Raw genomic sequence first — 20606 nt, 5'->3', positions numbered from 1 at the left:
CCGCGGCGCCATCACCATCACCGGACCCGCCGACGCCTTGACCGTCACCGACAGCGACGGCCGACCATTGAGCGCCGCCTCGCTGGCCCGCCCACCCAAGCACCCCCCGCCCGCGGTCCCACCATGCCCCGGACCCACCGGCGAACGCGCCCAGTGGTGGTGGTACCAACCCTTCCAACCCCAACCACCACCGACAAACAACTGACGTATGTCGCCCAGCGTCGGGCATCGCCACCGCGTCGACTCGTAACTGATTGGCACACAGCGGAATTCGTCCACAGTCGACGCATCAACCGCAGGGTCCGCCTCGCCGCCCGACCTCACCGACGGCCTTCTCGAAGTGCCGTCGTCACGATCCGCGTGACCTCCGCTGCCATCGTCACGTGCTCGATCGTGCATCGCAGCCGCCCGATCGCGCCCTGCTAACCACGCCGCGCCGACGTCGTCGACGAACGACCGACACCCGCCCGCGCCAGTCGATGTGCAGCGCGGCATCGACGAATCTCGGCGCGGGCCGAAACGTCGCGGCTTCGAGCCCGCATGGCAGCCGCTGCCAATCCCGTTGAGGCGGTGGCATGTGGATCGACGCGCGACTGGACCCGGCGTTCGACGAGCGCAACACGTCCGAATTGCGCCACTTCTCGATCGAGGCGCAATCGCAGATGTTCGCCTCGCCCGACAAGGTCGCGGCGGCGTTCGGCGAAATGCTGCGACCGCTCATCGAGCAACTCGAAAAGGGAAGGGAAACAGGATATTTCCGTGGCGTGGATCCCGAGGCCGACGCGGAGGCCATTCACGGCGTGGTGTGGGTGTGCACCCAGCGGCAGTGGATCACCGGTGACCGGACGGGCGGTGGGGCGCGTCGGCACACGAAGCAGTTCTTTTTGCGCGGGATCGGCGTCACACCCGACGTGATTGCGTCGGTCCTGGACGACTAGCGCTTCACCGGAAAGGAGACTGGGTGGACCTCGGATTGGCCGGCGCCACGGTCGTGACCGGCGGTCGTCGCCTACACCGCATCCAAGGCCGCACTGAGCGGCGTCACCAAGAATCTCGCGAAAAGCCCTGCACGAGAAGGCATTCGGGTGAACTGCGTATGACCGGACACCATTGTCACCGCGAGCTTCACCGACGCGCTGACCGACGTCCTCGCAGCCGACGGCTTGGACGCCGAGAATCCCGTCGACGGCGGGTCAGTTTCATCTGAATGGCGGGGACTACTCAGGATTGGGCGCATCAGGTGCGGGCGCCACCAACGGCAACACGATGATGAAGCGCGTGTTGCCCGGCTCGGATTCGACGCGCAGGTTGCCGTGATGCTTCTCGACGACGATCCGCCACGCCAGGTCCAAGCCGAGCCCGGTGCCTTCGCCGTACGGCTTGGTGGTGAAGAACGGGTTGAAGATGCGGTCGACGATCTCGTCCGGGATACCGGGTCCGTCGTCGCAGATCTCGACGCGGATGTGGTCGTCGTTCTCGCGCATGGTCCGCACCGTCAGCGTGCCGGCGCCGTCCATCGCCTGTACCGCGTTCTCGATGATGTTGGTCCAGACTTGGTTGAGATCGCCTGGGTAGCAGTGGATTTCAGGCAGCGACTTGTCGTATTCCTTGACCAGCCGAATCGGGTTGTCCTTGCCCACCCGGTCGCCGAACATCATCAGCGTGCTGTGCAGCAGCTCGTGGACATCGGAAGCCTGATACGGCGCCCGGTCCATCTGCGAGTACTGCTTGGCCCCGGCCAGCAGCACCGAGATGCGCTTGCTGGCCTCGGTGATCCGGTTCACCGCGAGCTCGGTGTCGATCGTGTATTTCAGCCAACCGACTGCCCCCTGCAGAGACGCCGTCGCGTCCACGTCTTCGATCGACGCGGACACCCGCTCCAGCCAGTCGATGTCCAGGCCGGCTTCGACGAACGTCGGCGCGTAGTCCCATGCACCGGCGATGCCGTGAGTCTCGAGCCAGTCGCCGATCTGGTCCTCACGGTCGGAGGTCTCCAGCGCTGTGAGCTCCACCGGCTTGGCTTTGGCGACCAGCTCGGCGACCTCCTCCTGGATGCCGACCAAGACGCGCAGTGCCTCCGGGGTGAACTTGCCGTCGGCGAGCATCGCGAGCTTGTGCCGCATCTTGCCGACGTTGTCGCGCAGGTTGGCCACGTCACGGGTGATCGCGGCGGCGGGATTGTTGAGCTGGTGGGTCAGCCCGGCGGTGATCTGGCCCAGCGCGAGCAGTTTCTCACGCTGACCGATGATCTGGCGTTGCCGCAGCCCGCCGACCTTGTGCCCCTCGAGCAGGTGCACGGCCATCGGAAACTCGGCCTGCATGAAGCGGGCGAAGGCGTCGGCGTCGAGGACGAAGAACCGCGACGGGCGGGTCACGCGCACGGACGCTTCGTAGACGTGCTCCTCACCGGGCACGTACGCCGACCAGGCCCCGCAGTACACGCCGCGCTGCGAGGTGCGGTTGGTTTCGATGTCGACGCCGCCGGAGCGCTTCGACATCACCAGCTCGCCGTCGAGCAGCACATAGAAGCATGTGGCCGGCTCACCTTCGACGCAGATCGGGCCGGGCTCGAAGGTTTCGATGTGGCCGTCCTTGCACAGGGTCGCGAGCTGTTCGTCGGACAGCGCCTCGAACAAGAACAGCGTCCGCAGCTCGTCGGGCAGGCAGTTCTCACCCATGCTGTCTCTCCTACGCCTCGGCCAAGTATCGATGCACCAGCATCACGGCCATCGACCCTTCGCCGACAGCGGCCGCCACGCGCTTGGCGGACTGGGCTCGCACGTCACCTGCAACGAAGACACCGGGCACGCTTGTTTCCAGGTGGTGCGGCGGGCGGGTGAGCGTCCAGCCGCACACGTTCTTCAAGTCGGGGCCGGCCAGCACGAAGCCGTGGTCGTCGCGAGCCACCACGCCGTCGAGCCAGTCGGTGCGCGGCTCGGCACCGATGAAGATGAACATCCGCCCGCACGTCACTTCCTCGATCGCGCCGGTGCGCCGGTCTTCGAGCACCAACTTCTCGAGTCTGTCGTCGCCGCATGCCTGGGTGACCACCGTGCAGGTCCTGACCTTGATGTTGTCGATGGCGTCGATCTGCTGGATCAGGTAGTACGACATCGACGACTCCAGCGACGGACCGCGCACGACGAGCGTCACCGACTTCGCGTGCTTGGCCAGGTTCACCGCGGCCTGGCCGGCCGAGTTGGCCCCGCCGATGACGTACACCTCTTCGCCGTCGCATTCAGCGGCGATCGACGTCGCCGCCCCGTAGTGCACCCCGACGCCGGTCAATCGATCGCAGCCGTCGGCGGGCAGTTGGCGATACGACACCCCGGTGGCCAAGATCACCGCCCGCGCACCGATTGAGCGACCGTCGGACAGTCTGACGCTGCGGGCCGCGCCCTTGACCTCCAACGCGACGGCCTCCTGGGCGGTGATGAGCTCCGCGGCGAACTTCTCGGCCTGGCGCCTGGCGCGGTCCGCCAGCTGGGCACCTGAAACCCCGTCGGGGAAGCCGAGGTAGTTCTCGATCCGCGAGCTCTGGCCGGCTTGGCCGCCGGTCGCGGTGCGTTCGATCAGCACGGTTTTGAGGCCCTCGGACGCGCCGTACACCGCCGCCGCCAGCCCCGCCGGGCCGCCGCCGATCACCACCAAGTCGTAGAAATCCTCGGCCGGCGTGGTGGTGAGCCCGAGGGTCGCCGCGAGCTCGGCATCAGCGGGGTCGACCAGTGTCTCGCCCTGCTCGGTGATCACCACCGGTAGCGTCATACCGTCCTCGCCGGCAGCTTCCAGAAGGCGCTGCCCCTCGGGTTCGTCGGCGCGAAACCATGTGTAGTACAACTGATTTCGCGCCAAGAACTCGCGCACGTGCGTCGATCTCGCATTCCACGGGTGACCGATGATCTTGGTGTGGGGGATCACCCGGTCACCGGCTGCCCGCCACGCGTCGAGCAGCGCGTCGATCACCGGGTAGAGCTTCTCCTCCGGCGGGTCCCACGGTTTGAGGAGGTAGTGGTCGAGGTCGACGACGTTGATGGCCTCGATCGCGGCGTGGGTGTCCGCATAGGCGGTGAGCAGTACCCGTCGGGCCAGTGGGTAGATGTCCATCGCCTCTTCGAGGAATTCGATGCCGCTCATCTGCGGCATGCGGTAGTCGGCGACGAAAACTGCCACGGTGTCGCCGCGCAGCTTGAGCTCGTGCAATGTCTGAAGCGCGTCCGGGCCGGATTCGGCGCGGATGATGCGATGGTGCTCGCCATATTTACGGCGGAGATCGCGGGCGACCGCTCGGGACACGGCGGGATCGTCGTCGACGGTGAGAATGACGGGTTTACGGGGCTGGGAAGGTCCAGTCATCGCTGTCAAGTATGCGCCCACGCGCCCTCTCGTTCGCCGGCCTGCCCGGGGCCGTCGGCCCAAGGCAGCGAAGCGACGCGAGCGTGGTGCGGGCTGCTTTAATCTCGAGGAGAGCGAGCGGCATCGGGTCGTTTGCCTCCGACGACAGAGAGAACCGCGATGAGAAAGACCATCGCAGCCCTGACGGCCGCGGGCTCGCTGACAGCTGCCGGGCTGCTGACACCGTCGGTGGGGCACGCGATGCCCCTCGACCCGTACCAGGCGGTCTGCGACGCGTACGGCGCCGAAGCGTCCGGGCTGGTGATTCGCGGGGCGGCTCGCCCGATCTCCGCGCGGATGCTCGTCGAGGCGGGAACCAGCTCGTTCGACGTGCACAACGTCATCGACACGGTGGTTTCGACGCGCTGCCCCCAGTACAGCAACCTGCTGTGACCGGGCGCCTGGGCGGTCGCGGGAACGCCGGGGCGTCCAGGTAGAAGCGCCGCGGCGGCCGCCGCGGGACAATTTTGGCTTGCGCCCGTCGACCCGGTATCGTGGAGCAACGGTGCGGCAACCGCGCCGGCTCCTGCGTGCCCTGGCATCTCGCGGAATTCCGGAATGATTCCGCGTCCCGCCCACGTTTCGAAGTCGGGGCGAAAACTGCACTTGATGGGAGGCTCCGCGCGGAGCGCCCATCGCAGCCGGAGTTAGGGATTGCGGAGGTTATGGCAAAGAAGGACGGCGCCATAGAGGTCGAGGGTCGCGTGGTCGAGCCTTTGCCCAATGCGATGTTTCGCATTGAGCTGGAGAACGGTCACAAGGTGCTCGCCCACATCAGTGGCAAGATGCGGCAGCACTACATCCGCATCCTGCCCGAGGACCGGGTGGTCGTGGAGTTGTCTCCGTACGACCTGTCCCGCGGCCGCATCGTGTACCGGTACAAGTAACCCGACAAACTGGGTGTGACGAGCGCTTGCGCGAGTCACCGACAAAGCAAGAAGGATCGAATACAGCCGTGAAGGTCAACCCCAGCGTGAAGCCGATTTGCGACAAGTGCAGGGTGATCCGTCGGCATGGGCGGGTCATGGTGATCTGCTCCGATCCACGCCACAAGCAGCGGCAGGGATGAGCGCTTGCGCGAAGACCAGAGCACAGGGCTAGTCAAGCCCTCGCTGCCCAACAACTGAATGCAGACCTCCCAGCACCAGTGAGCGATACGCGCTCATGCACGTCCGGACCGGAGGCCGGGCCCCTGCAGAGCAGGGAACGGGCTGGGATCAGACCTCCGCTAGAGAAGAAGGACACCGCCTGATGGCACGTCTTGTGGGCGTCGACCTGCCGCGCGACAAGCGCATGGAGGTCGCGCTGACGTATATCTACGGCATCGGCCGCACCCGCTCCAACGAAATCCTGGCCGCCACCGGCATCGACCGGGACATGCGCACCAAGGACCTCACCGACGAGCAGCTGACGCAACTGCGTGACTACATCGAAGCCAACCTCAAGGTGGAGGGCGATCTGCGTCGCGAGGTGCAGGCCGACATCCGCCGCAAGATCGAGATCGGCTGCTACCAGGGCCTGCGCCACCGGCGCGGACTTCCGGTGCGCGGCCAGCGGACCAAGACCAACGCGCGCACCCGTAAGGGCCCCAAGCGCACCATCGCCGGCAAGAAGAAGGCCAGGTAACCGATGCCACCAGCAAAAAAGGGCGCGACTGCTCCGAAGAAGGGGCAGAAGGGTCAAAAGGGCCGCCGCCGGGAGAAGAAGAACATCCCGCACGGCGCCGCGCACATCAAGAGCACGTTCAACAACACGATCGTCACGATCACCGACCCGCAGGGCAACGTGATCGCGTGGGCGTCATCGGGACATGTCGGCTTCAAGGGGTCCCGCAAGTCGACCCCGTTCGCCGCGCAGCTGGCCGCCGAGAACGCCGCCCGCAAGGCACAGGAGCACGGCGTCAAGAAGGTCGACGTGTTCGTCAAGGGCCCGGGTTCGGGCCGCGAAACCGCAATCCGCTCGCTGCAGGCCGCCGGCCTGGAGGTCGGCGCGATCGCTGATGTCACCCCGCAGCCGCACAACGGCTGCCGGCCGCCGAAGCGGCGGAGAGTCTAGGGCCTGGGGTAGGAGGAGAAGGACTTCATGGCTCGTTACACCGGACCCATCACTCGCAAGTCTCGGCGTCTGCGCGTCGACCTCGTCGGCGGCGACCAAGCGTTCGAGAAGCGGCCTTATCCGCCCGGCCAGCACGGCCGCGCGCGGATCAAGGAAAGCGAATACCTGCTGCAGCTGCAGGAGAAGCAGAAGGCGCGCTTCACCTACGGCGTGCAGGAAAAGCAGTTCCGCAGGTACTACGAAGAAGCGGTACGCCGCCCCGGCAAGACCGGCGAGGAGCTGCTGCAGATCCTGGAGAGCCGGCTGGACAACGTCGTGTACCGCGCCGGGCTGGCACGCACCCGCCGGATGGCCCGCCAGCTGGTCAGCCACGGGCACTTCACCGTCAACGGCGTGAAGGTCGACGTGCCCAGCTATCGGGTGTCGCAGTACGACATCATCGACGTGCGCGACAAGTCCCTGAACACGGTGCCGTTCCAGATCGCGCGGGAAACCGCAGGGGACCGGCCGATTCCGGGCTGGCTGCAGGTGGTCGGGGAGCGTCAGCGCATCCTCGTGCACCAGCTGCCGGAGCGCGCGCAGATCGACGTGCCGCTCACCGAGCAGCTCATCGTCGAGTTCTACTCGAAGTAAAGGACTTTCGGCCGTCCGGATGGCGGCCGAAATTTCCCCGCTCGCGGGGAAGGGACGCGGCATCAAATAGCGGGTGCCGTGAAGGAGGAAGAAACACATGCTGATTTCTCAGCGACCCACACTGAGCGAAGAGGTTGTCGCCGACAACAGATCGCGGTTCGTCATCGAGCCGCTGGAGCCGGGATTCGGTTACACACTTGGCAATTCGCTGCGCCGCACGCTGCTGTCGTCGATTCCCGGCGCGGCCGTGACCAGCATTCGCATCGACGGCGTGCTGCACGAGTTCACCACCGTGCCCGGCGTCAAAGAGGACGTCACCGACATCATCCTCAATCTCAAGGGCCTGGTGGTCTCGTCGGAAGAAGACGAGCCCGTGACGATGTATCTGCGCAAGCAGGGCCCGGGCAACGTCACCGCCGGTGACATCGTGCCGCCTGCCGGCGTGACCGTGCACAACCCGGACATGCACATCGCGACGCTCAACGACAAGGGCAAGCTCGAGGTGGAGCTCGTCGTCGAACGGGGCCGCGGCTACGTGCCGGCCGTGCAGAACAAGGCGTCGGGCGCCGAGATCGGCCGCATTCCGGTCGATTCGATCTACTCGCCGGTGCTCAAGGTCACCTACAAGGTGGAGGCCACCCGCGTCGAGCAGCGCACCGACTTCGATCGGCTGATTCTCGACGTCGAGACCAAGAATTCGATCAGCCCCCGCGACGCATTGGCGTCGGCGGGCAAGACGCTGGTCGAATTGTTCGGTCTCGCAAGGGAACTCAACGTGGAGGCCGAGGGCATCGAGATCGGGCCGTCACCTGCGGAGGCCGACCACATCGCGTCGTTCGCGCTGCCGATCGACGACCTCGACCTGACGGTGCGCTCGTACAACTGCCTCAAGCGCGAGGGCATCCACACCGTCGGCGAGCTGGTCGCCCGCACCGAGTCCGACCTGCTGGACATCCGCAACTTCGGCCAGAAGTCGATCGACGAGGTCAAGGTCAAGCTGCACCAGCTGGGCCTGTCGCTCAAGGACAGCCCGGCCGGTTTCGACCCGTCCGAGGTCGCCGGTTACGACGCAGCCACCGGCACCTGGCACGGTGATTCGGCGTCGTACGACTTCGACAACGACCAGGATTACGCCGAAACCGAGCAGCTGTAATCCGCTTTGCAACAAGGAGACTGAGCAATGCCCAAGCCCACCAAGGGCCCTCGCCTCGGCGGGTCGTCCTCGCACCAGAAGGCGATCTTGGCCAACTTGGCCACCTCGCTGTTCGAGCATGGCCGCATCAAGACCACCGAGACCAAGGCCCGGGCGCTGCGGCCGTACGCGGAGAAGCTGATCACGCACGCGAAGAAGGGCACGCTGCACAACCGGCGTGAGGTGCTCAAGAAGATCCGGGACAAGGACGTCGTGCACACCTTGTTCGCCGAGATCGGGCCGTTCTACGCCGACCGCAACGGCGGCTACACCCGCATCATCAAGGTCGAGCCGCGCAAGGGCGACAACGCGCCGATGGCGGTGATCGAGCTGGTGCGGGAGAAGACGGTCACGTCGGAGGCCGATCGCGCCAGGCGGGCCGCGGCGTCACAGGCCGCCAAGAAGGCGGCGCCGGTTGCCGCTGCGGCCGCACCGCAGGCGGCGGTGGAGCCGGAGGCGACGGCTGGTCCGCAGACCGAGACTGTGGCTGACGTCGAGGCAGAAGACGCCGCGATCGAGGAGGCTCAGGAGGCCTCGGCCGAGGAGTCGACAAGCACCGACGAGGCCTCGGCCGAGGAGCAGAAAACCGACGACGAGTCCTAACGTCATGCGCGACGAACCCGCCATCGAAACCGATGGCGGGTTCGTTCGTCTTCGCCTCGACATTGCTTACGACGGAACGGATTTCACCGGCTGGGCGGTGCAGGGCCAGCACCGCACGGTCGCCGGAGTGCTCGACTCGGCGCTGTCGACGGTGTTCCGTAGGCCGGTGCGGGTCTTCGGCGCCGGTCGCACCGACAGCGGAGTGCACGCCACTGGCCAGGTCGCGCACGTCGACTTGCCCGCGAGCGCGCTCGGTCACGCCCGGCCGCGCCGGATATCCGCGGGTGAGCCCGAGTTCCTTCCCCTGGTGCGCCGGCTCGCCCGCTTCCTACCCGACGACGTGCGCGTCCGCGACATCGTCCGTGCGCCCGACGGATTCGACGCCCGCTTCTCGGCACTGCGCCGCCACTACGAGTACCGGTTGTCGACCGCACCGTACGGCGTCGAACCGCAACTGTCGCGGTATGTGACGGCCTGGCCGCGGCAACTGGACGTCGACGCGATGACGGCGGCATCGAAACAACTTCTGGGACTTCACGACTTCGCGGCATTCTGCCGGCCTCGCGCCGGTGCGACGACAATCCGGGATCTGCAGCGGCTGGAGTGGACCCGCGACGGCCACCTCGTCACCGCCCACGTCAGCGCCGACGCGTTCTGTTGGTCGATGGTGCGATCGCTGGTCGGGGCACTGCTGGCGGTGGGTGACGGCCGCCGCAGCGCGGAATGGCTTGCAAGCCTGCTGAATTCGACCCGGCGGTCGAGTGCGTTCGCGGCCGCACCTGCGCGTGGCCTCACGTTGGCGGGGGTCGACTACCCGCCCGACGGCGAACTCGCGGCCCGGATACTGATCACCCGTGACCTGCGCACCCGCGAGTAGTTCAGGACAGCCCGATCAGTAACCCCGCCCGGTTCACCTCCGGCCACGATCAGCTCCGCTAATGCGTTGCGCTGTCATGCCTGTCGGGTGTGCTGTCCGCCGCGTCGTTCGGTGCAGTGTCATGGTCGGCGCGCGGTGCGCTGGCCGCGCGGGCCGACTGACCTCGATGCGTGGCTTCTGCATCGTGCTTCTCACCTGGTTTGTTGACGACATCGCCTAACGGCGGCTGCTTGGACGCAGGCTTCGTCTCGGGTGCCGCCATCACCGAAGGCGCGTCTTGTGCTGTGCGTGGCACCCGGAGCACGAGTGTCGGCCTGACGGTCTTGACCGTCGGCTGGCTCCTTCGCGGGTCTAGTACTGGTCTCGTCGGACTCGCTGGCTGGTCCAGCGTCACCCTCGTTGTCGCCGTAGTCGTGGTGGCGCCGAATGGAACGTCAATTCCATCGCCAAGTACAGGCTCTGGTCTCTGTGGCGCGCTTTTTGTCGGCACTTGTTCAGCAGCCGTCGCGGCTGTCTTGGCTCGTGCGGATGCCGCCAGCATCATCGGCGTCAACGGTCCGTATGCCTGGTCAATCAGTGGCCTTTCCCAAGAGTCAAGCGAGTCCGCTACTGATGACAATCCAATAGCGCGGAGCCAGTTGTTCATGGGCAGGGTTGCTGCCGGTACCAATTGGTAAGTGATGCCATTCTGAGTCCACGTGATGTTGTTCGGGTTATCGAGAATGTTTGAATTACTGTAATCGTGCTGACCGTTATTTGTCGCGTTCTGTACGGCCATTTGGTAGCCGACATCAAAGGTGTCGGTAGGGTATGCAGCGAGTCCGTCGTACTGGTTGATGATGATCACCGTTTGATCGGTCGTCGGCGCTGACTTCACAGTGCCACCCCAGAGGGAGGCGGCGCCCTGCACGGTCAGCTGACCGTACCTGCTGGTGTCCATCCCCATCAGAATGATCCGCAGGCCGGGAGGGACCGGACTGCCGCTATTGAGCCACGCGCCGATTACTACTGCACCGTTGCTGTATCCACTCAGGGTGTCACCGCTCTTCAGCGCCCCGGACGCTACAGCGGCTTTGATCGCGTTGACACCATCCTTGTTTTGTAATGCGGTCGCCGGGTAGGCGATCTTGACGCAACGGCTCGCCGCAGTACACAGTTTGCCGCCGAGCTGATTTTGTGTGACATTCATGATAGTAATTACGTGGTCGAAGTCGAGCGGTTCGAGGGTATATGTCACCGCTAACTGAACCTGTATCGCCCGTATCGGCAATGGGTTGAATTGTGGTTCTTGCGGCGTTGCTGCTATTAAACCGCCCGCTAAAAGAGCCATCGCCATCGCGCAGCTTATTGACTTCATCACTCGACTATCCTTCCTGCGGATGACGTTAGGGAACGGCCGTCGCGGGATCCGTTGCCGGATCTGCCCCGTGGCAAGCCAACCGGCTCGACGCGCGTCGCGTCGAGAGCGCGGTCGAATCCACTAAGTCAGCGAAAAGGATTGCCATTCGGCGTATCTCGCCGTGGTCAGTGGGCGCGGGTAATTTCTCGGCGTCGATGTTGCTTCGGTCAACTGCCCGAACACGCTGCGCCAGGACGTCGGCGGTTGCTCGATCGCCCTTGTTCATCGCATCCACGGCCGGTCCAGGAGGGCCTCGATCGACGGCGCCGGCGCGGTTCCGCTCACCAGTCGAGTGTGACAGTGCATGGCGGTCAGGGCATGTAAAATCCGCGAATCCGGTGGTAGCGTCCGCGGCCCAGCAGCGCATTGGCCGCCTCGAGCCCGGACATCACCGCGGCCTCGATGCAGCCGGCGTTCATCCCGGAGTCGGTCCAGTCGCCGGCCAATATCAAACCATCGCAACCACTTTCGTCCGGGCGCAGTCGGTAGACCTCTGTTCCCGGCACCGACTGCACGTAGCGATCCGACGGGTCGACGTTGACGCTCACGTGCTGAGTGGCCAGCGCCGCCCGGCCTCGCTGGCCGTCGGCGCCGCTCAACAGATCCCACCTGAAGCCGTGGTCGTCGAATGCGCGTGGGAAATAAGGCCTCAGGTGACGATCGATGTACTTGACCGCTTCCGTATGAACCACGTCGCGGTAGCGGCGCGCGTAGCCGGCGCCGGTCTCGGTAGTGGGCCACACCGCATTCAGCGTGCCGCAGAAGTACGCGACCGCACCGGGACGCTGGTCGTCGGGCCAGTCCTCGGCCCACAACGTCTGCGGCATCGAGGCCCACGTCTCGAACGGGCGCAGGTAGGCGCTGATCGTGACACCGGGCTCAGCCCACCCGAGCTCCGGTTCGTCTGGCCGCAACCAGATCTGGAACGCCTGCGTCGCCACCGTGCGGATCTGGGTCGTCATCTCCTGCCACTCGGGCCGGTCGGCGATGAGCTCTTCTGCGACCACGGGCAGCATGCCGACCGACACCGCAAGCACCACGTGGTCGAAATCGGCACCGCGGCGCAGCACCCGTGCTTCAGCGTCGGCGGGCTCGGCCCAATGCGTTTCAAGGGCGTGCCAGCCGCCTGCCGGCTCATGCTGACCGGGGGCAAGCTGATCGAGCAGCGGCCGATGGGGGAACACCGGCAGCCCGCGCACCCGCGTCAGCGGCTCGTAGTGCTCGACGCCGTCGGCGAGCCGGACCTGGCGTCCCATCGAGATCGCCGCGATGCCTTGGCGGTGCTCGTCCAGGTGCAGCGCGTCGAGCCGGTGGAAGAACTCGAACTCGACGCCGCGCTGTCGCAGCGCCTGGTACAACGGCGCGATCACGATGTCGCCCATGCCCGCTGTCATCTTCCAGAAGATGGCGCCCTTGTAGCCGAACAGCACCAGGCCTGTGAGGAACACCGCGAGCCCGGCACCGAAGGCTGGCCGCGCCGGATCGGCGTCCTCGTATCCGAACACCAGGTCGTAAAGTCCTCGCACCAGCGAGAACTCGAGCACGTCGGGATGCGCGCCGTGGCGCAGGATCCAGTCGCCGAAGTCTTCGTCGTTGATGGCGCGGAAGCCGCGGGGATCGGTGACCAGGTTGTCGGCGAGGATGCCTCGGATAACGGCGGTCATGAGCGACAACAACAGCCACGACCGCTTGTGGTCAGCGCGGCGCTCGTAGTCGAGCGCGTGGCGTACGGCGTCGAGTGCGTCGTCGATCATGCGGGTGGCGCTGCGCCGGCCGCGCCGAGGATCGGCCAGGGCAAGCAGTGCGGCGAGCGCGCTGTCGGCCACCGTGGTGAGCCAGCGCTGGGCGGCTGGCGGCTCGGGGCAGCAGGACAGCACGAGCCCGGAAGGACTCGCGCTGCGCTGCGATTCGGCGAAGTCGCGGACCAGCTGGACGGCACGGCGGGTGAACTCGATGACGGTCATCTCCCGGCCGGTGCTGTCCGGCTCGCCGGGTGAGCCCGTGTTGCGGGTGAACGTGCCGAGCCACATCAGCCAGTCGTTGCCGAACCGGTCGGCCAGCCCGAGGTTGTCGCCGGGTATCAGCGCCTGATCCCAGGTGCGGATCGGTGCGCCGGGATCGGTTGCAATGCGGTCCAATTCGGCATAGCACTCTCGCAGCAGGCCGAATGCGTTCTCGTAAGAGCCCAGCCAGATGTGCAGACCGTGTTCTTCGATGCGGCCGTGCTCGCCGCGGCTGGACGCGCCTTTGCCGCCGAGTCGCCAGCCGCGCTGGTACACCGTGATCGCGTCGAAGCGGTCACGCCAGCCGGGCTCGCTGAGTCGCCAGGCGGCGCTCAAGCCGGCCATGCCGCCGCCGAGGATCGCGACCTTGCCGCCGGGCCTGCTCACGCCAGCAGCGCGCGCGCCCGGTCGAGCTCCGGCCAGGTGCTGTCGGCGGGGAAGCTGCTGATCGCGTCGACAAGCTGCGCGCGGGCGGCATCATGACGCAGTTCGAAATCGTCGACAGCAGCTCGTAATTCGAAGATCTGCGCGTGCTGGCGCCTGGCGACGTCGAGCGCGGCACGCAGGTCGGCGGCCCGCGCGTCGTCGTCGGCGGCGGTGCGCGACCGCAGCCGCAGCAGCTCTGACCGGTAGAAGCATACCCCGGTGTCGTCGACGAGCCGCAGTGCCGTGTCCAACCGCGCCGCGGCCTCCTGCGTGCGGCCGGCCGCGATCAGCAGCCGTGCCAACACCCCGTCGTAGAAGGTGACGAAGAGCCGCGCCTCGGCCTCGCGCCACGCGTCGACGAACATGGCCATGACCGCGATGTGGTTCTGCAGCTCGTCGACGTCGACCGGATCCGCGTTCAACGCGAAAAACGCTGCGACGGTTGCTTGTTCGGTGGCCGCCACCATGGCCCAGAAGTCGAATCCGTGCCGCTCGGCTTGCGCGGCCAGCGATTCGACGAGCCGCGCCGCCGCGTCGAGCTGGCCCGCCTCCAGTCGCATCCATGCTTCGTAGGAGCGCGCGTAGGCCTGGCTGAACGGACCCTGGGGAAAGTCGAGCCCTTCGACGATACGCTCGGTTTCGGCGAATTCGGCTTCCGCGCCGGCGAAGTCGCCCTGCACGGCACGGGCCAGGGCAAGATGCGTGTGCATGGACGCGACCGGCTCGTTGGGCACGAACCACACCGTGTCGAAGTCGTCGATCTGCACCTGCGCCACCGACTCGGTGGCCTGCTCGAGCAGGCGCCGCGACGCCTCGAAATCGCCTGCGTACCAAGCCAACATGCCCATGGCGGCGTCGTTTTCCGACCGAAACCATTCCTTGGCGTTGTCGAGGTTGCCGCGTAACGACTCGGAGACCTGTGCGGCGCGGCGCAGGTCTGCGCGCGGCAAGAAGTACGCCCACAGCGCGACGAGTGTCGCGACGAGTTCGTCTTCGCGCAGATCGGTGCCCGACAGCTCCAGACAGCGTTCGAAGTCGGCGGCCGCACCCGGACTTGCGGTGCCTTCGGCCGCCGACGCGAGGAATCCGCGGCGCAGACGCAGCGCGATCTCCCGACGATCGCGTGCGGGGCTGGGCGGCATTCGTTCGATCTGCTCGACCGCCCGAGTGAGATAGGTGCGGGCCTCCTGCAACGCGCCGCGGCGCCGGGCGTCGGTGGCCGCCTGTTGGTATGCCACGGCCGCGTCCTCGTACCGCAGCGCCTGGTCGTAGTGCAGCGCGACCAGATGCCAGTCGGGATCGCTGCCGCCGTGCGCGCTCACCAGCGCGTCGCCGGCGCGGCCGTGCAAGCGCCGCCGCACGGTTGGTGGCGCCAGCTCGTAGGCGACCTCCCGCAACAGCTCGTGACGGAACCGCCAGGAGCCGGTGCGAGTCGGCTCGAACACGTGCGCCTGCTCGAGCTCCGCGACGGCGGCGGCGAAATCGTCGTCGGCCATGTCGAGCACCGCGAGTATCAGGCTGCGGTCGAATTCGCGGCCGATCGCGGCGGCGGCTTCGACCACCGGGATCACGTTGTCGCTGGCCCGAAGTCGGGCAAACAGCGGCTCGTAGAGAGCATCGGGGACGCGGTGCCACCGGAACTCGTCGGTGGGCTGCTCGTGGATCTTGGTAACCACTTCTTCGATATACAACGGCACGCCGTCGCAGCGGCGGCGGACTTCGGCCTGCTGCTCTTCGGACAGGTCGGGATCGATCGCGGCACTGAGTTCGTCGGTCTCGGCTGCCGTCAACGGCTGCAACTCGAATGTCTTGACGTTCGCCAGATTCGGGAAACATGCTGCGTCGCGGGCGGTCAGCACGACCAGCAGCCGACCAGTATCGGTGGCCAGCAGCGCGTCGAGCACGTCGAGGGTCGACGCGTCGAACCACTGCACGTCCTCGGCGAGCACCACCCCAGGTGCGCCGCCCAGGCACGCCACCAGATAGTCACTGATGGCCCCGACGATCTGGTCGTAGAGCTTGGTGCCTTCGGTGGGCACCGGCTGGTAGCCGTACTCTGCGCCGATGCCGAGCACCGGTGCCAGCAGCGGCAGGGTGGCGTCGACGTCTAGCCCGTACGCCCGAAGTTCTGCCTCGAGGCGGCGAATCCGCTCAGCCTGCTCGGTCAGCCGGTCGATGTCGCAGCGACGTTCCAGCAGTCTGCGCACCGGGTGCAGGCCGGCGTCGGCATGGAACGGGGAGCCGATGAGTGTCAGCACCGGGCCACCTGACTGGCGCGCCAGATCGGTGGCGACAGCGGCCAGGCGGCTCTTGCCCATGCCGGCCTCGCCGAAGAATCCGACGCCGGCGACGTCCAGCGTGCCGGCCTGCGCCTTAGCCCAGCTGTCTTGCAGGTAGGCGATTTCGCGGTGTCGGCCGATCAAGGGCCCGAGCGGGGCTCTGGTGCCGCTGCGCTCGGCGACCACCCGGTAATGCTCGATGAGTTCCTCGATGCCCTTCACTGTCCGGGCCGGCTGCGCCTCGAGTTCGAAGTCGTCGGCAATCAGGCCACCGATGGCCGCGGAGACGACGACGGAGTTCGGCGGCGCGAGCTCTGACACCCGGGCGGCCATGTTGGCTCCCAGCCCGTACACGTCGTCCTGGGAGCGGTCGAGGTAGACCAGCCCGCGGTGCACACCAACCCGCACCGCGATCCCGAAACCGAAACGCTTGCTCACCTTTTCGCTCAGCGCAGCGACGTCGCGGGTGATGTCAAGCCCGGCTTGCACGGCGCGGCGGACGTCGTTCTCGTGCGCGATCGGGTGCCCGAAGACGGCCAGCAGCCCGTCGCCCTTGGTGGAGAAGATGTGGCCTTCGTAGCGGTCGACGATGTGCTTGACCTGATCGCGGTACCGCCCGATCACCGTGCGGTAGATCTCCGGTTCCACCCGCGTTGACAGCGCAGTCGACCCCACGATGTCGGCGAAAAGGATTGTCAGCCGCCGAAGTTCGCCGCGCCCCGGCGGCGCGGCGAGGATGTCTTCGGCTTCCGGATTGTGGCGGTCCACCTCGAGCACCTGTTCGGCAAGCTCGGCGGCGGTGATGCGATCGCCGCGGTTGATCGCTTGAACTGCCCGGTCAAGCAGCTCTCCGATGGGTGATCTGGGCGCGGCTGGAGTCACAGGTCGATGAGGACCGTTATCGTCTCGTCAGTGGGCGCTGCGCCGGCCTGACCGGCGGTGGTCAGCCGCACCTGCCCGCGATACGTCGCGCTTCTCACCTCGGGCCACGCCACTGCGATACGGAACGTCGTCGCGGACTTGGCCAACACCGGCGGAAGGAACGTGATCAGGTGGTCGGGGATCTTGTACGACGAATCACCTTCTCGGGCAAAGGTTTTCGCGATCGACAGGGCGCGGGGGTAATCGGCGCCGGCGATCACGATGTCGGCAGACTCTACAGCCCCTGTCGCGCAACATGTTCCGCACCCAGCCGCGCATCCCGCCGGTCCGCACGGCGCCGACATCATTTCCGATGCGGTGTGCAGCCCGGCGGTGACGGCGATGTCGAAAAGCGCACGCATGGACTGCGCCCACTGCTCGGCTCCGTATGTGCCGTCGTCGATGTGGTCGTTCGCTTCAGTGGCAACCTCACCGGCCCGGGTGATCAGGCACCGGTACATATCCGCGCATTGCTGAATGCTCGCGGAGATGTGCGCCGCGCGCGAGGTCACGCGCCACCTCCTTCGGTCGATTCGCGCAACCTCTGCAAGTACCGCAGGGGGTCGGTGGCCAGCCGCGCCGCGAACTCCGCACCGAACGCCATCATTTCCGGGACGGGCACCACTCCGCCCGCGCACTTCTGCGCGAGCGCCATGCTCTTCTTCGACATGTCGTCGATGCACTCGGTGAGCATGTCGACGGCGACGGTGACGGCCTGCCGGCTGGCGCCGTCGGTTTGACATGACGGGGCGGCGCCGAGCGCTCGGCACGGATCGAGAGGCCTGGGCGGTGTCGCCGGCGCCTGAGGCGCCCGGGACGCCGTCCAGTTCTGCCATCCCGCGGCGCTTTGGCGCCGCTGCTCCACGCCGCCGAGCAGCATCTCCATTCCCTGATCGGCGTATCCGCAGATACACGCGAGCTTCTCGATGGCGACGGGCGACAGGTTGCGGAACGCCACCACCTTTCGGGTGATCACCCGCACGCCCCGCGTCGACGGGTCGGCGGCCGTGGCGACCATCCGGATGAAGCCCTCGTCGACCAGCGTCAAGCCGTCTCCCGCAGCGGTCGGATCGGGGTGCTCGTCGAGTTCGTAATTGACCCAGGCGGTCGCGAACCCGGTGGAGGCGCCCGCGGGGTCTTCGCCCTTCCAATACCGAAGCGGTGTCTTCATCACCGGGGAGCCGGCCACCTTGCAACTCATGCTGACGTGTTCGAGCGTCCAGCTCCACCCGTTGTCGGGATGAATGCCGTGCGGTTCCATGGTGCAGAAGAACGGCAGGCACCGGTTCCAATTACGGGGATCCGCAACGTCTTTCACCTCGTTGAATGATGCCCTGGTGCTGGTGAAATCAGTGGTGAGCACGACGCAGGTGTGACCGCAGATCTGGCGCAGGGTGTGGTCACAGAGGGGGATCTCGGCGACCACGGGGTCAATCAGAGAGCGCTCTATGGCGATCCGCATCACGCGCTGCCAGTCGCCGCGATACGCGAACTCCGACCGCAGCAGATCGAACAGCTCTCCTGCGCGCACTTCGGCGGTTCCGCTGCGGTCGTCGGCCGGCGTAGCCATCGCGAGTGCGGTCACGTAGTCCTCTTCGGAGGCGTCGACCGGCCCGCCCTCCAGGTGGCACAACGCTCCCAGCGCGTACACCATCCGGGACAGCTGCGGCTTGGTCAGCGGCTCGCCGCCTTGGTCGATCGGCATGGTGTTGCCTTCCACCAGGTCGCCGATCGCGCCGCGCACGCTCGGGAAGGCCAGCGTCCGGCCCGGCATGTCGTCGAAGAACTGTTCGATTTCGGCGAACCAGCCGCTGTGCGCTCCCGTAGTGCCGGGCAGGTACTGCTCGACGACGGCCGCTGTGGTGGGATCTTCCGATTCGGAAACCAGCCGATCCATGGCGCCGTACATCGCCATCAGAGATTGCACCGCCGCCATCGCGTCCTCCAGCCGGTATGGCTGGTTAGCATACCGGCGAGCGGAGTGTTTCCACATGTCATCGCGACGATCGGTGCTGCTCACTCTCGTGCGGCAAGGCGACTTTTCCGATGGACCGCCGTCCCCGCATGTGCTGCCCTAGCATTGCGTTCGGCTGGTCGCCACCAGGCAGAAGTAGGCGGGAGGACGTCGGTGGCACATCGGGCTGACCATGGCAGCACCGACGATCTGCCGTGGTCGTCGGTGTTCGATCCGGCCGCCAACGCCCGTGCGCTCAGCGCCATTCAGGCCGAAGGCTTCCGCGCCGCCAGCCAACTCGTCGATCGGTTCGTCCGGATCGTCACGCCCAGCGGATCGCCTGCGACGGGCACGCCGGCACTGGGCAAAGGCGACGAGGTGTCGTCGGCGTCGGATGCCGAGAAACTCACCCGGGCGTGGTGGTCGGCCGTCGGGCAGTTCCTGCTCAAAGCTGCGCCGGGCGCTTCCTGCGCTGTCGACCTGACACATTCGGACGGTGAAGTGTCACTTCGGGCAACGGCCGGCGGCACGGCATGCGCTGAAGTGTGGATGCACAACCGCGGCGACGACGATCTCGGGCAGGTCGTGTTGCGCTGCAGCGACTTACTGGCGCACGACGGTTCGTTGATCGCCGCAGACCACGTCACGTTCGACCCGGCCGTGGTTCCGTTGCCGCCACGGTGCAGCCGCGGAATCCACGTGAAAGTACAAGTGCCCCAAGCGGTATCGCCTAACACCTACCGCGGCACCATGCTGGTGAGCGGCCATCCCGAGCTGTGGTCGCCGGTGGTGCTGTCCGTCAGCGCAGCGGCGCCATGACCAGCACTGCGGATCGAACCGATCTGGTTTCGGCCGTCGAGGGCCGCCTCCGGGCGGTGGCGAAGCTGGTCCGGCGGTCGATGCTGGACGCGATGCCGGACGGCGAGCCGAACCAGTGGCTGTACGCGCCGATGCGCGAATACCCGTCGCGCCCGGGCAAGGCGTTGCGTCCCGCGCTGTGCCTTTCCGCCGGGCGGGCGTTCGGCGCCGACGAGAACGATCTCGTGGGCCTGGCGGTGGCCATCGAATTGCTGCACAACGCATTTCTCATCCACGACGACGTGGCCGACGGCAGCGAGATGCGTCGCGGCCGCCCCACGCTTGCGGCCACCTACGGAATCGGCGCCGCGGTGAACGCCGGCGACGGGCTGGCGGTGGTGGCCGGCCAGGTGCTGCGCCGCGCCACCCGCCGGTTCGACCGCGATTTGGCCGACCTCGTCTGGGGCGAATTCGACACGATGGCGATGCGCACGCTCGAGGGCCAGGCCACCGAATTGGGCTGGCGGCTGGACAACGTGGAGCAGCTGCGCCCCGAAGACTATCTGCACCTGATCATGCACAAGACGTGCTGGTACACGATCATCCACCCGCTGCGGGTGGGCGCGATGGTCGGTTCGCGCGGCACCGCTGATCTGCGCCCGCTGGTGCGGTTCGGCTTTCACTTCGGCGCGGCCTTCCAGATCCGCGACGACCTGCTGAATCTCGTTGGCGACGAAGCGATGTACGGCAAGGAGATCTTGGGTGATCTGTACGAGGGCAAACGCACGTTGACGCTTGTCCACCTGCTCAGCGTCGTGAATGGCGCCGACGCTGCGTTCGTGCGCGACTACCTTCGGCGCGACCGTTCTACGCGCACACCGCAAATGGTGGCGGCGGTGCGCGCGCTGATGGACGACTACGGAAGCATCCAATTCACAAGCGAATACGCCGAAGGCATCCTGCTGGTCGCCGAGGAGTACTTCGAGCAGGCGTTCGCCGACGCCCAGCCCGGGCCCGATCTCGACTTTCTGCGCGCACTGGTGCCCTACGTATGGGCGCGCTGGCGTTGAGCAG

At 66.6% G+C, this 20606-nt stretch carries 19 protein-coding genes and 2 pseudogenes; 14 read left to right on the top strand and 7 right to left on the bottom strand.

Annotation, left to right across the window (positions count from 1 at the left end; translation table 11 throughout):
* The 3 genes and pseudogenes from AC5Y4N_RS20805 to AC5Y4N_RS20795 all read left to right on the top strand — a co-directional run.
* A pseudogene (locus AC5Y4N_RS20805) lies at positions 1 to 205 on the top strand (hypothetical protein); the annotation flags it as partial.
* A gap of 370 nt (positions 206 to 575) precedes the next feature.
* A complete protein-coding gene (locus tag AC5Y4N_RS20800; protein WP_499911288.1) occupies positions 576 to 938 on the top strand; it encodes a hypothetical protein in 363 nt (120 codons plus the stop codon).
* 57 nt (positions 939 to 995) lie between these two features.
* Positions 996 to 1187: pseudogene (locus AC5Y4N_RS20795) on the top strand (SDR family oxidoreductase); the annotation flags it as partial.
* Between the two features lie 30 nt (positions 1188 to 1217).
* Here AC5Y4N_RS20795 and AC5Y4N_RS20790 read toward each other — a convergent pair.
* Positions 1218 to 2678 carry an ATP-binding protein gene (locus tag AC5Y4N_RS20790; protein WP_499911289.1) on the bottom strand — a complete coding sequence of 487 codons (1461 nt, stop codon included), beginning with the start codon at positions 2676 to 2678 and terminating at the stop codon, positions 1218 to 1220.
* 10 nt (positions 2679 to 2688) lie between these two features.
* Entirely contained in the window at positions 2689 to 4353 is a 1665-nt protein-coding gene (locus AC5Y4N_RS20785; protein ID WP_499911292.1) for an NAD(P)/FAD-dependent oxidoreductase, read from the bottom strand.
* Positions 4354 to 4512: 159 nt separating this feature from the next.
* Between AC5Y4N_RS20785 and AC5Y4N_RS20780 the strand changes: the two genes are divergently transcribed.
* From AC5Y4N_RS20780 to truA, 9 genes are all read left to right on the top strand, one after another.
* Positions 4513 to 4785, top strand: coding sequence for a hypothetical protein (locus AC5Y4N_RS20780; protein WP_499911294.1), 273 nt, complete (start codon positions 4513 to 4515; stop codon positions 4783 to 4785).
* A 272-nt stretch (positions 4786 to 5057) separates the two neighbouring features.
* Positions 5058 to 5279 (top strand): translation initiation factor IF-1, encoded by a 222-nt coding sequence (gene infA, locus AC5Y4N_RS20775; RefSeq protein WP_003418601.1) that lies wholly within the window; start codon positions 5058 to 5060, stop codon positions 5277 to 5279.
* Between the two features lie 68 nt (positions 5280 to 5347).
* Complete coding sequence (rpmJ, locus tag AC5Y4N_RS20770; RefSeq protein WP_003879483.1) at positions 5348 to 5461, top strand: 50S ribosomal protein L36; 114 nt, start codon at positions 5348 to 5350, stop codon at positions 5459 to 5461.
* Between the two features lie 182 nt (positions 5462 to 5643).
* Positions 5644 to 6018, top strand: coding sequence for a 30S ribosomal protein S13 (rpsM, locus tag AC5Y4N_RS20765; RefSeq protein ID WP_499911296.1), 375 nt, complete (start codon positions 5644 to 5646; stop codon positions 6016 to 6018).
* A gap of 3 nt (positions 6019 to 6021) precedes the next feature.
* Positions 6022 to 6447: a 30S ribosomal protein S11 gene (rpsK, locus tag AC5Y4N_RS20760; protein ID WP_499911298.1), complete on the top strand. Its 426-nt coding sequence runs from the start codon at positions 6022 to 6024 to the stop codon at positions 6445 to 6447.
* Positions 6448 to 6474: 27 nt separating this feature from the next.
* Entirely contained in the window at positions 6475 to 7080 is a 606-nt protein-coding gene (gene rpsD, locus AC5Y4N_RS20755; RefSeq protein ID WP_499911301.1) for a 30S ribosomal protein S4, read from the top strand.
* Positions 7081 to 7177: 97 nt separating this feature from the next.
* Positions 7178 to 8233, top strand: coding sequence for a DNA-directed RNA polymerase subunit alpha (locus AC5Y4N_RS20750; protein ID WP_499911304.1), 1056 nt, complete (start codon positions 7178 to 7180; stop codon positions 8231 to 8233).
* A 27-nt stretch (positions 8234 to 8260) separates the two neighbouring features.
* The gene (gene rplQ / locus AC5Y4N_RS20745) at positions 8261 to 8875 is read left to right on the top strand and encodes a 50S ribosomal protein L17 (RefSeq protein WP_499911306.1); all 615 of its coding nucleotides are present in this window, start codon (positions 8261 to 8263) and stop codon (positions 8873 to 8875) included.
* Positions 8876 to 8879: 4 nt separating this feature from the next.
* Positions 8880 to 9752: a tRNA pseudouridine(38-40) synthase TruA gene (truA, locus tag AC5Y4N_RS20740; protein WP_499911308.1), complete on the top strand. Its 873-nt coding sequence runs from the start codon at positions 8880 to 8882 to the stop codon at positions 9750 to 9752.
* A 58-nt stretch (positions 9753 to 9810) separates the two neighbouring features.
* Here the strand turns inward: truA and AC5Y4N_RS20735 are convergent, their stop codons facing one another.
* From AC5Y4N_RS20735 to AC5Y4N_RS20715, 5 genes are all read right to left on the bottom strand, one after another.
* Positions 9811 to 11088 (bottom strand): hypothetical protein, encoded by a 1278-nt coding sequence (locus tag AC5Y4N_RS20735; RefSeq protein ID WP_499911310.1) that lies wholly within the window; start codon positions 11086 to 11088, stop codon positions 9811 to 9813.
* A 374-nt stretch (positions 11089 to 11462) separates the two neighbouring features.
* A complete protein-coding gene (locus AC5Y4N_RS20730) occupies positions 11463 to 13541 on the bottom strand; it encodes an FAD-dependent oxidoreductase (RefSeq protein ID WP_499911312.1) in 2079 nt (692 codons plus the stop codon).
* Positions 13538 to 16741 carry an ATP-binding protein gene (locus tag AC5Y4N_RS20725; RefSeq protein WP_499911314.1) on the bottom strand — a complete coding sequence of 1068 codons (3204 nt, stop codon included), beginning with the start codon at positions 16739 to 16741 and terminating at the stop codon, positions 13538 to 13540. The genes AC5Y4N_RS20730 and AC5Y4N_RS20725 overlap by 4 nt, the downstream gene beginning before the upstream one ends.
* The gene (locus AC5Y4N_RS20720; RefSeq protein ID WP_499911315.1) at positions 16738 to 17292 is read right to left on the bottom strand and encodes a hypothetical protein; all 555 of its coding nucleotides are present in this window, start codon (positions 17290 to 17292) and stop codon (positions 16738 to 16740) included. The genes AC5Y4N_RS20725 and AC5Y4N_RS20720 overlap by 4 nt, the downstream gene beginning before the upstream one ends.
* Positions 17289 to 18716 (bottom strand): hypothetical protein, encoded by a 1428-nt coding sequence (locus tag AC5Y4N_RS20715; RefSeq protein WP_499911317.1) that lies wholly within the window; start codon positions 18714 to 18716, stop codon positions 17289 to 17291. The genes AC5Y4N_RS20720 and AC5Y4N_RS20715 overlap by 4 nt, the downstream gene beginning before the upstream one ends.
* A 192-nt stretch (positions 18717 to 18908) precedes the next feature.
* On the opposite strand from AC5Y4N_RS20715, the gene AC5Y4N_RS20710 reads away from it, so the two are divergent.
* Both AC5Y4N_RS20710 and AC5Y4N_RS20705 read left to right on the top strand, forming a co-directional pair.
* Positions 18909 to 19553 (top strand): hypothetical protein, encoded by a 645-nt coding sequence (locus AC5Y4N_RS20710; protein ID WP_499911319.1) that lies wholly within the window; start codon positions 18909 to 18911, stop codon positions 19551 to 19553.
* Positions 19550 to 20602: a polyprenyl synthetase family protein gene (locus tag AC5Y4N_RS20705; RefSeq protein WP_499911320.1), complete on the top strand. Its 1053-nt coding sequence runs from the start codon at positions 19550 to 19552 to the stop codon at positions 20600 to 20602. The genes AC5Y4N_RS20710 and AC5Y4N_RS20705 overlap by 4 nt, the downstream gene beginning before the upstream one ends.
* Positions 20603 to 20606 lie beyond the last annotated feature (4 nt).

This window comes from Mycobacterium sp. NGS19 (genome assembly GCF_059813155.1).
The sequence above is the reverse complement of the archived record's forward strand: the minus strand, read 5'-3'. Positions and strand labels throughout refer to the sequence as shown.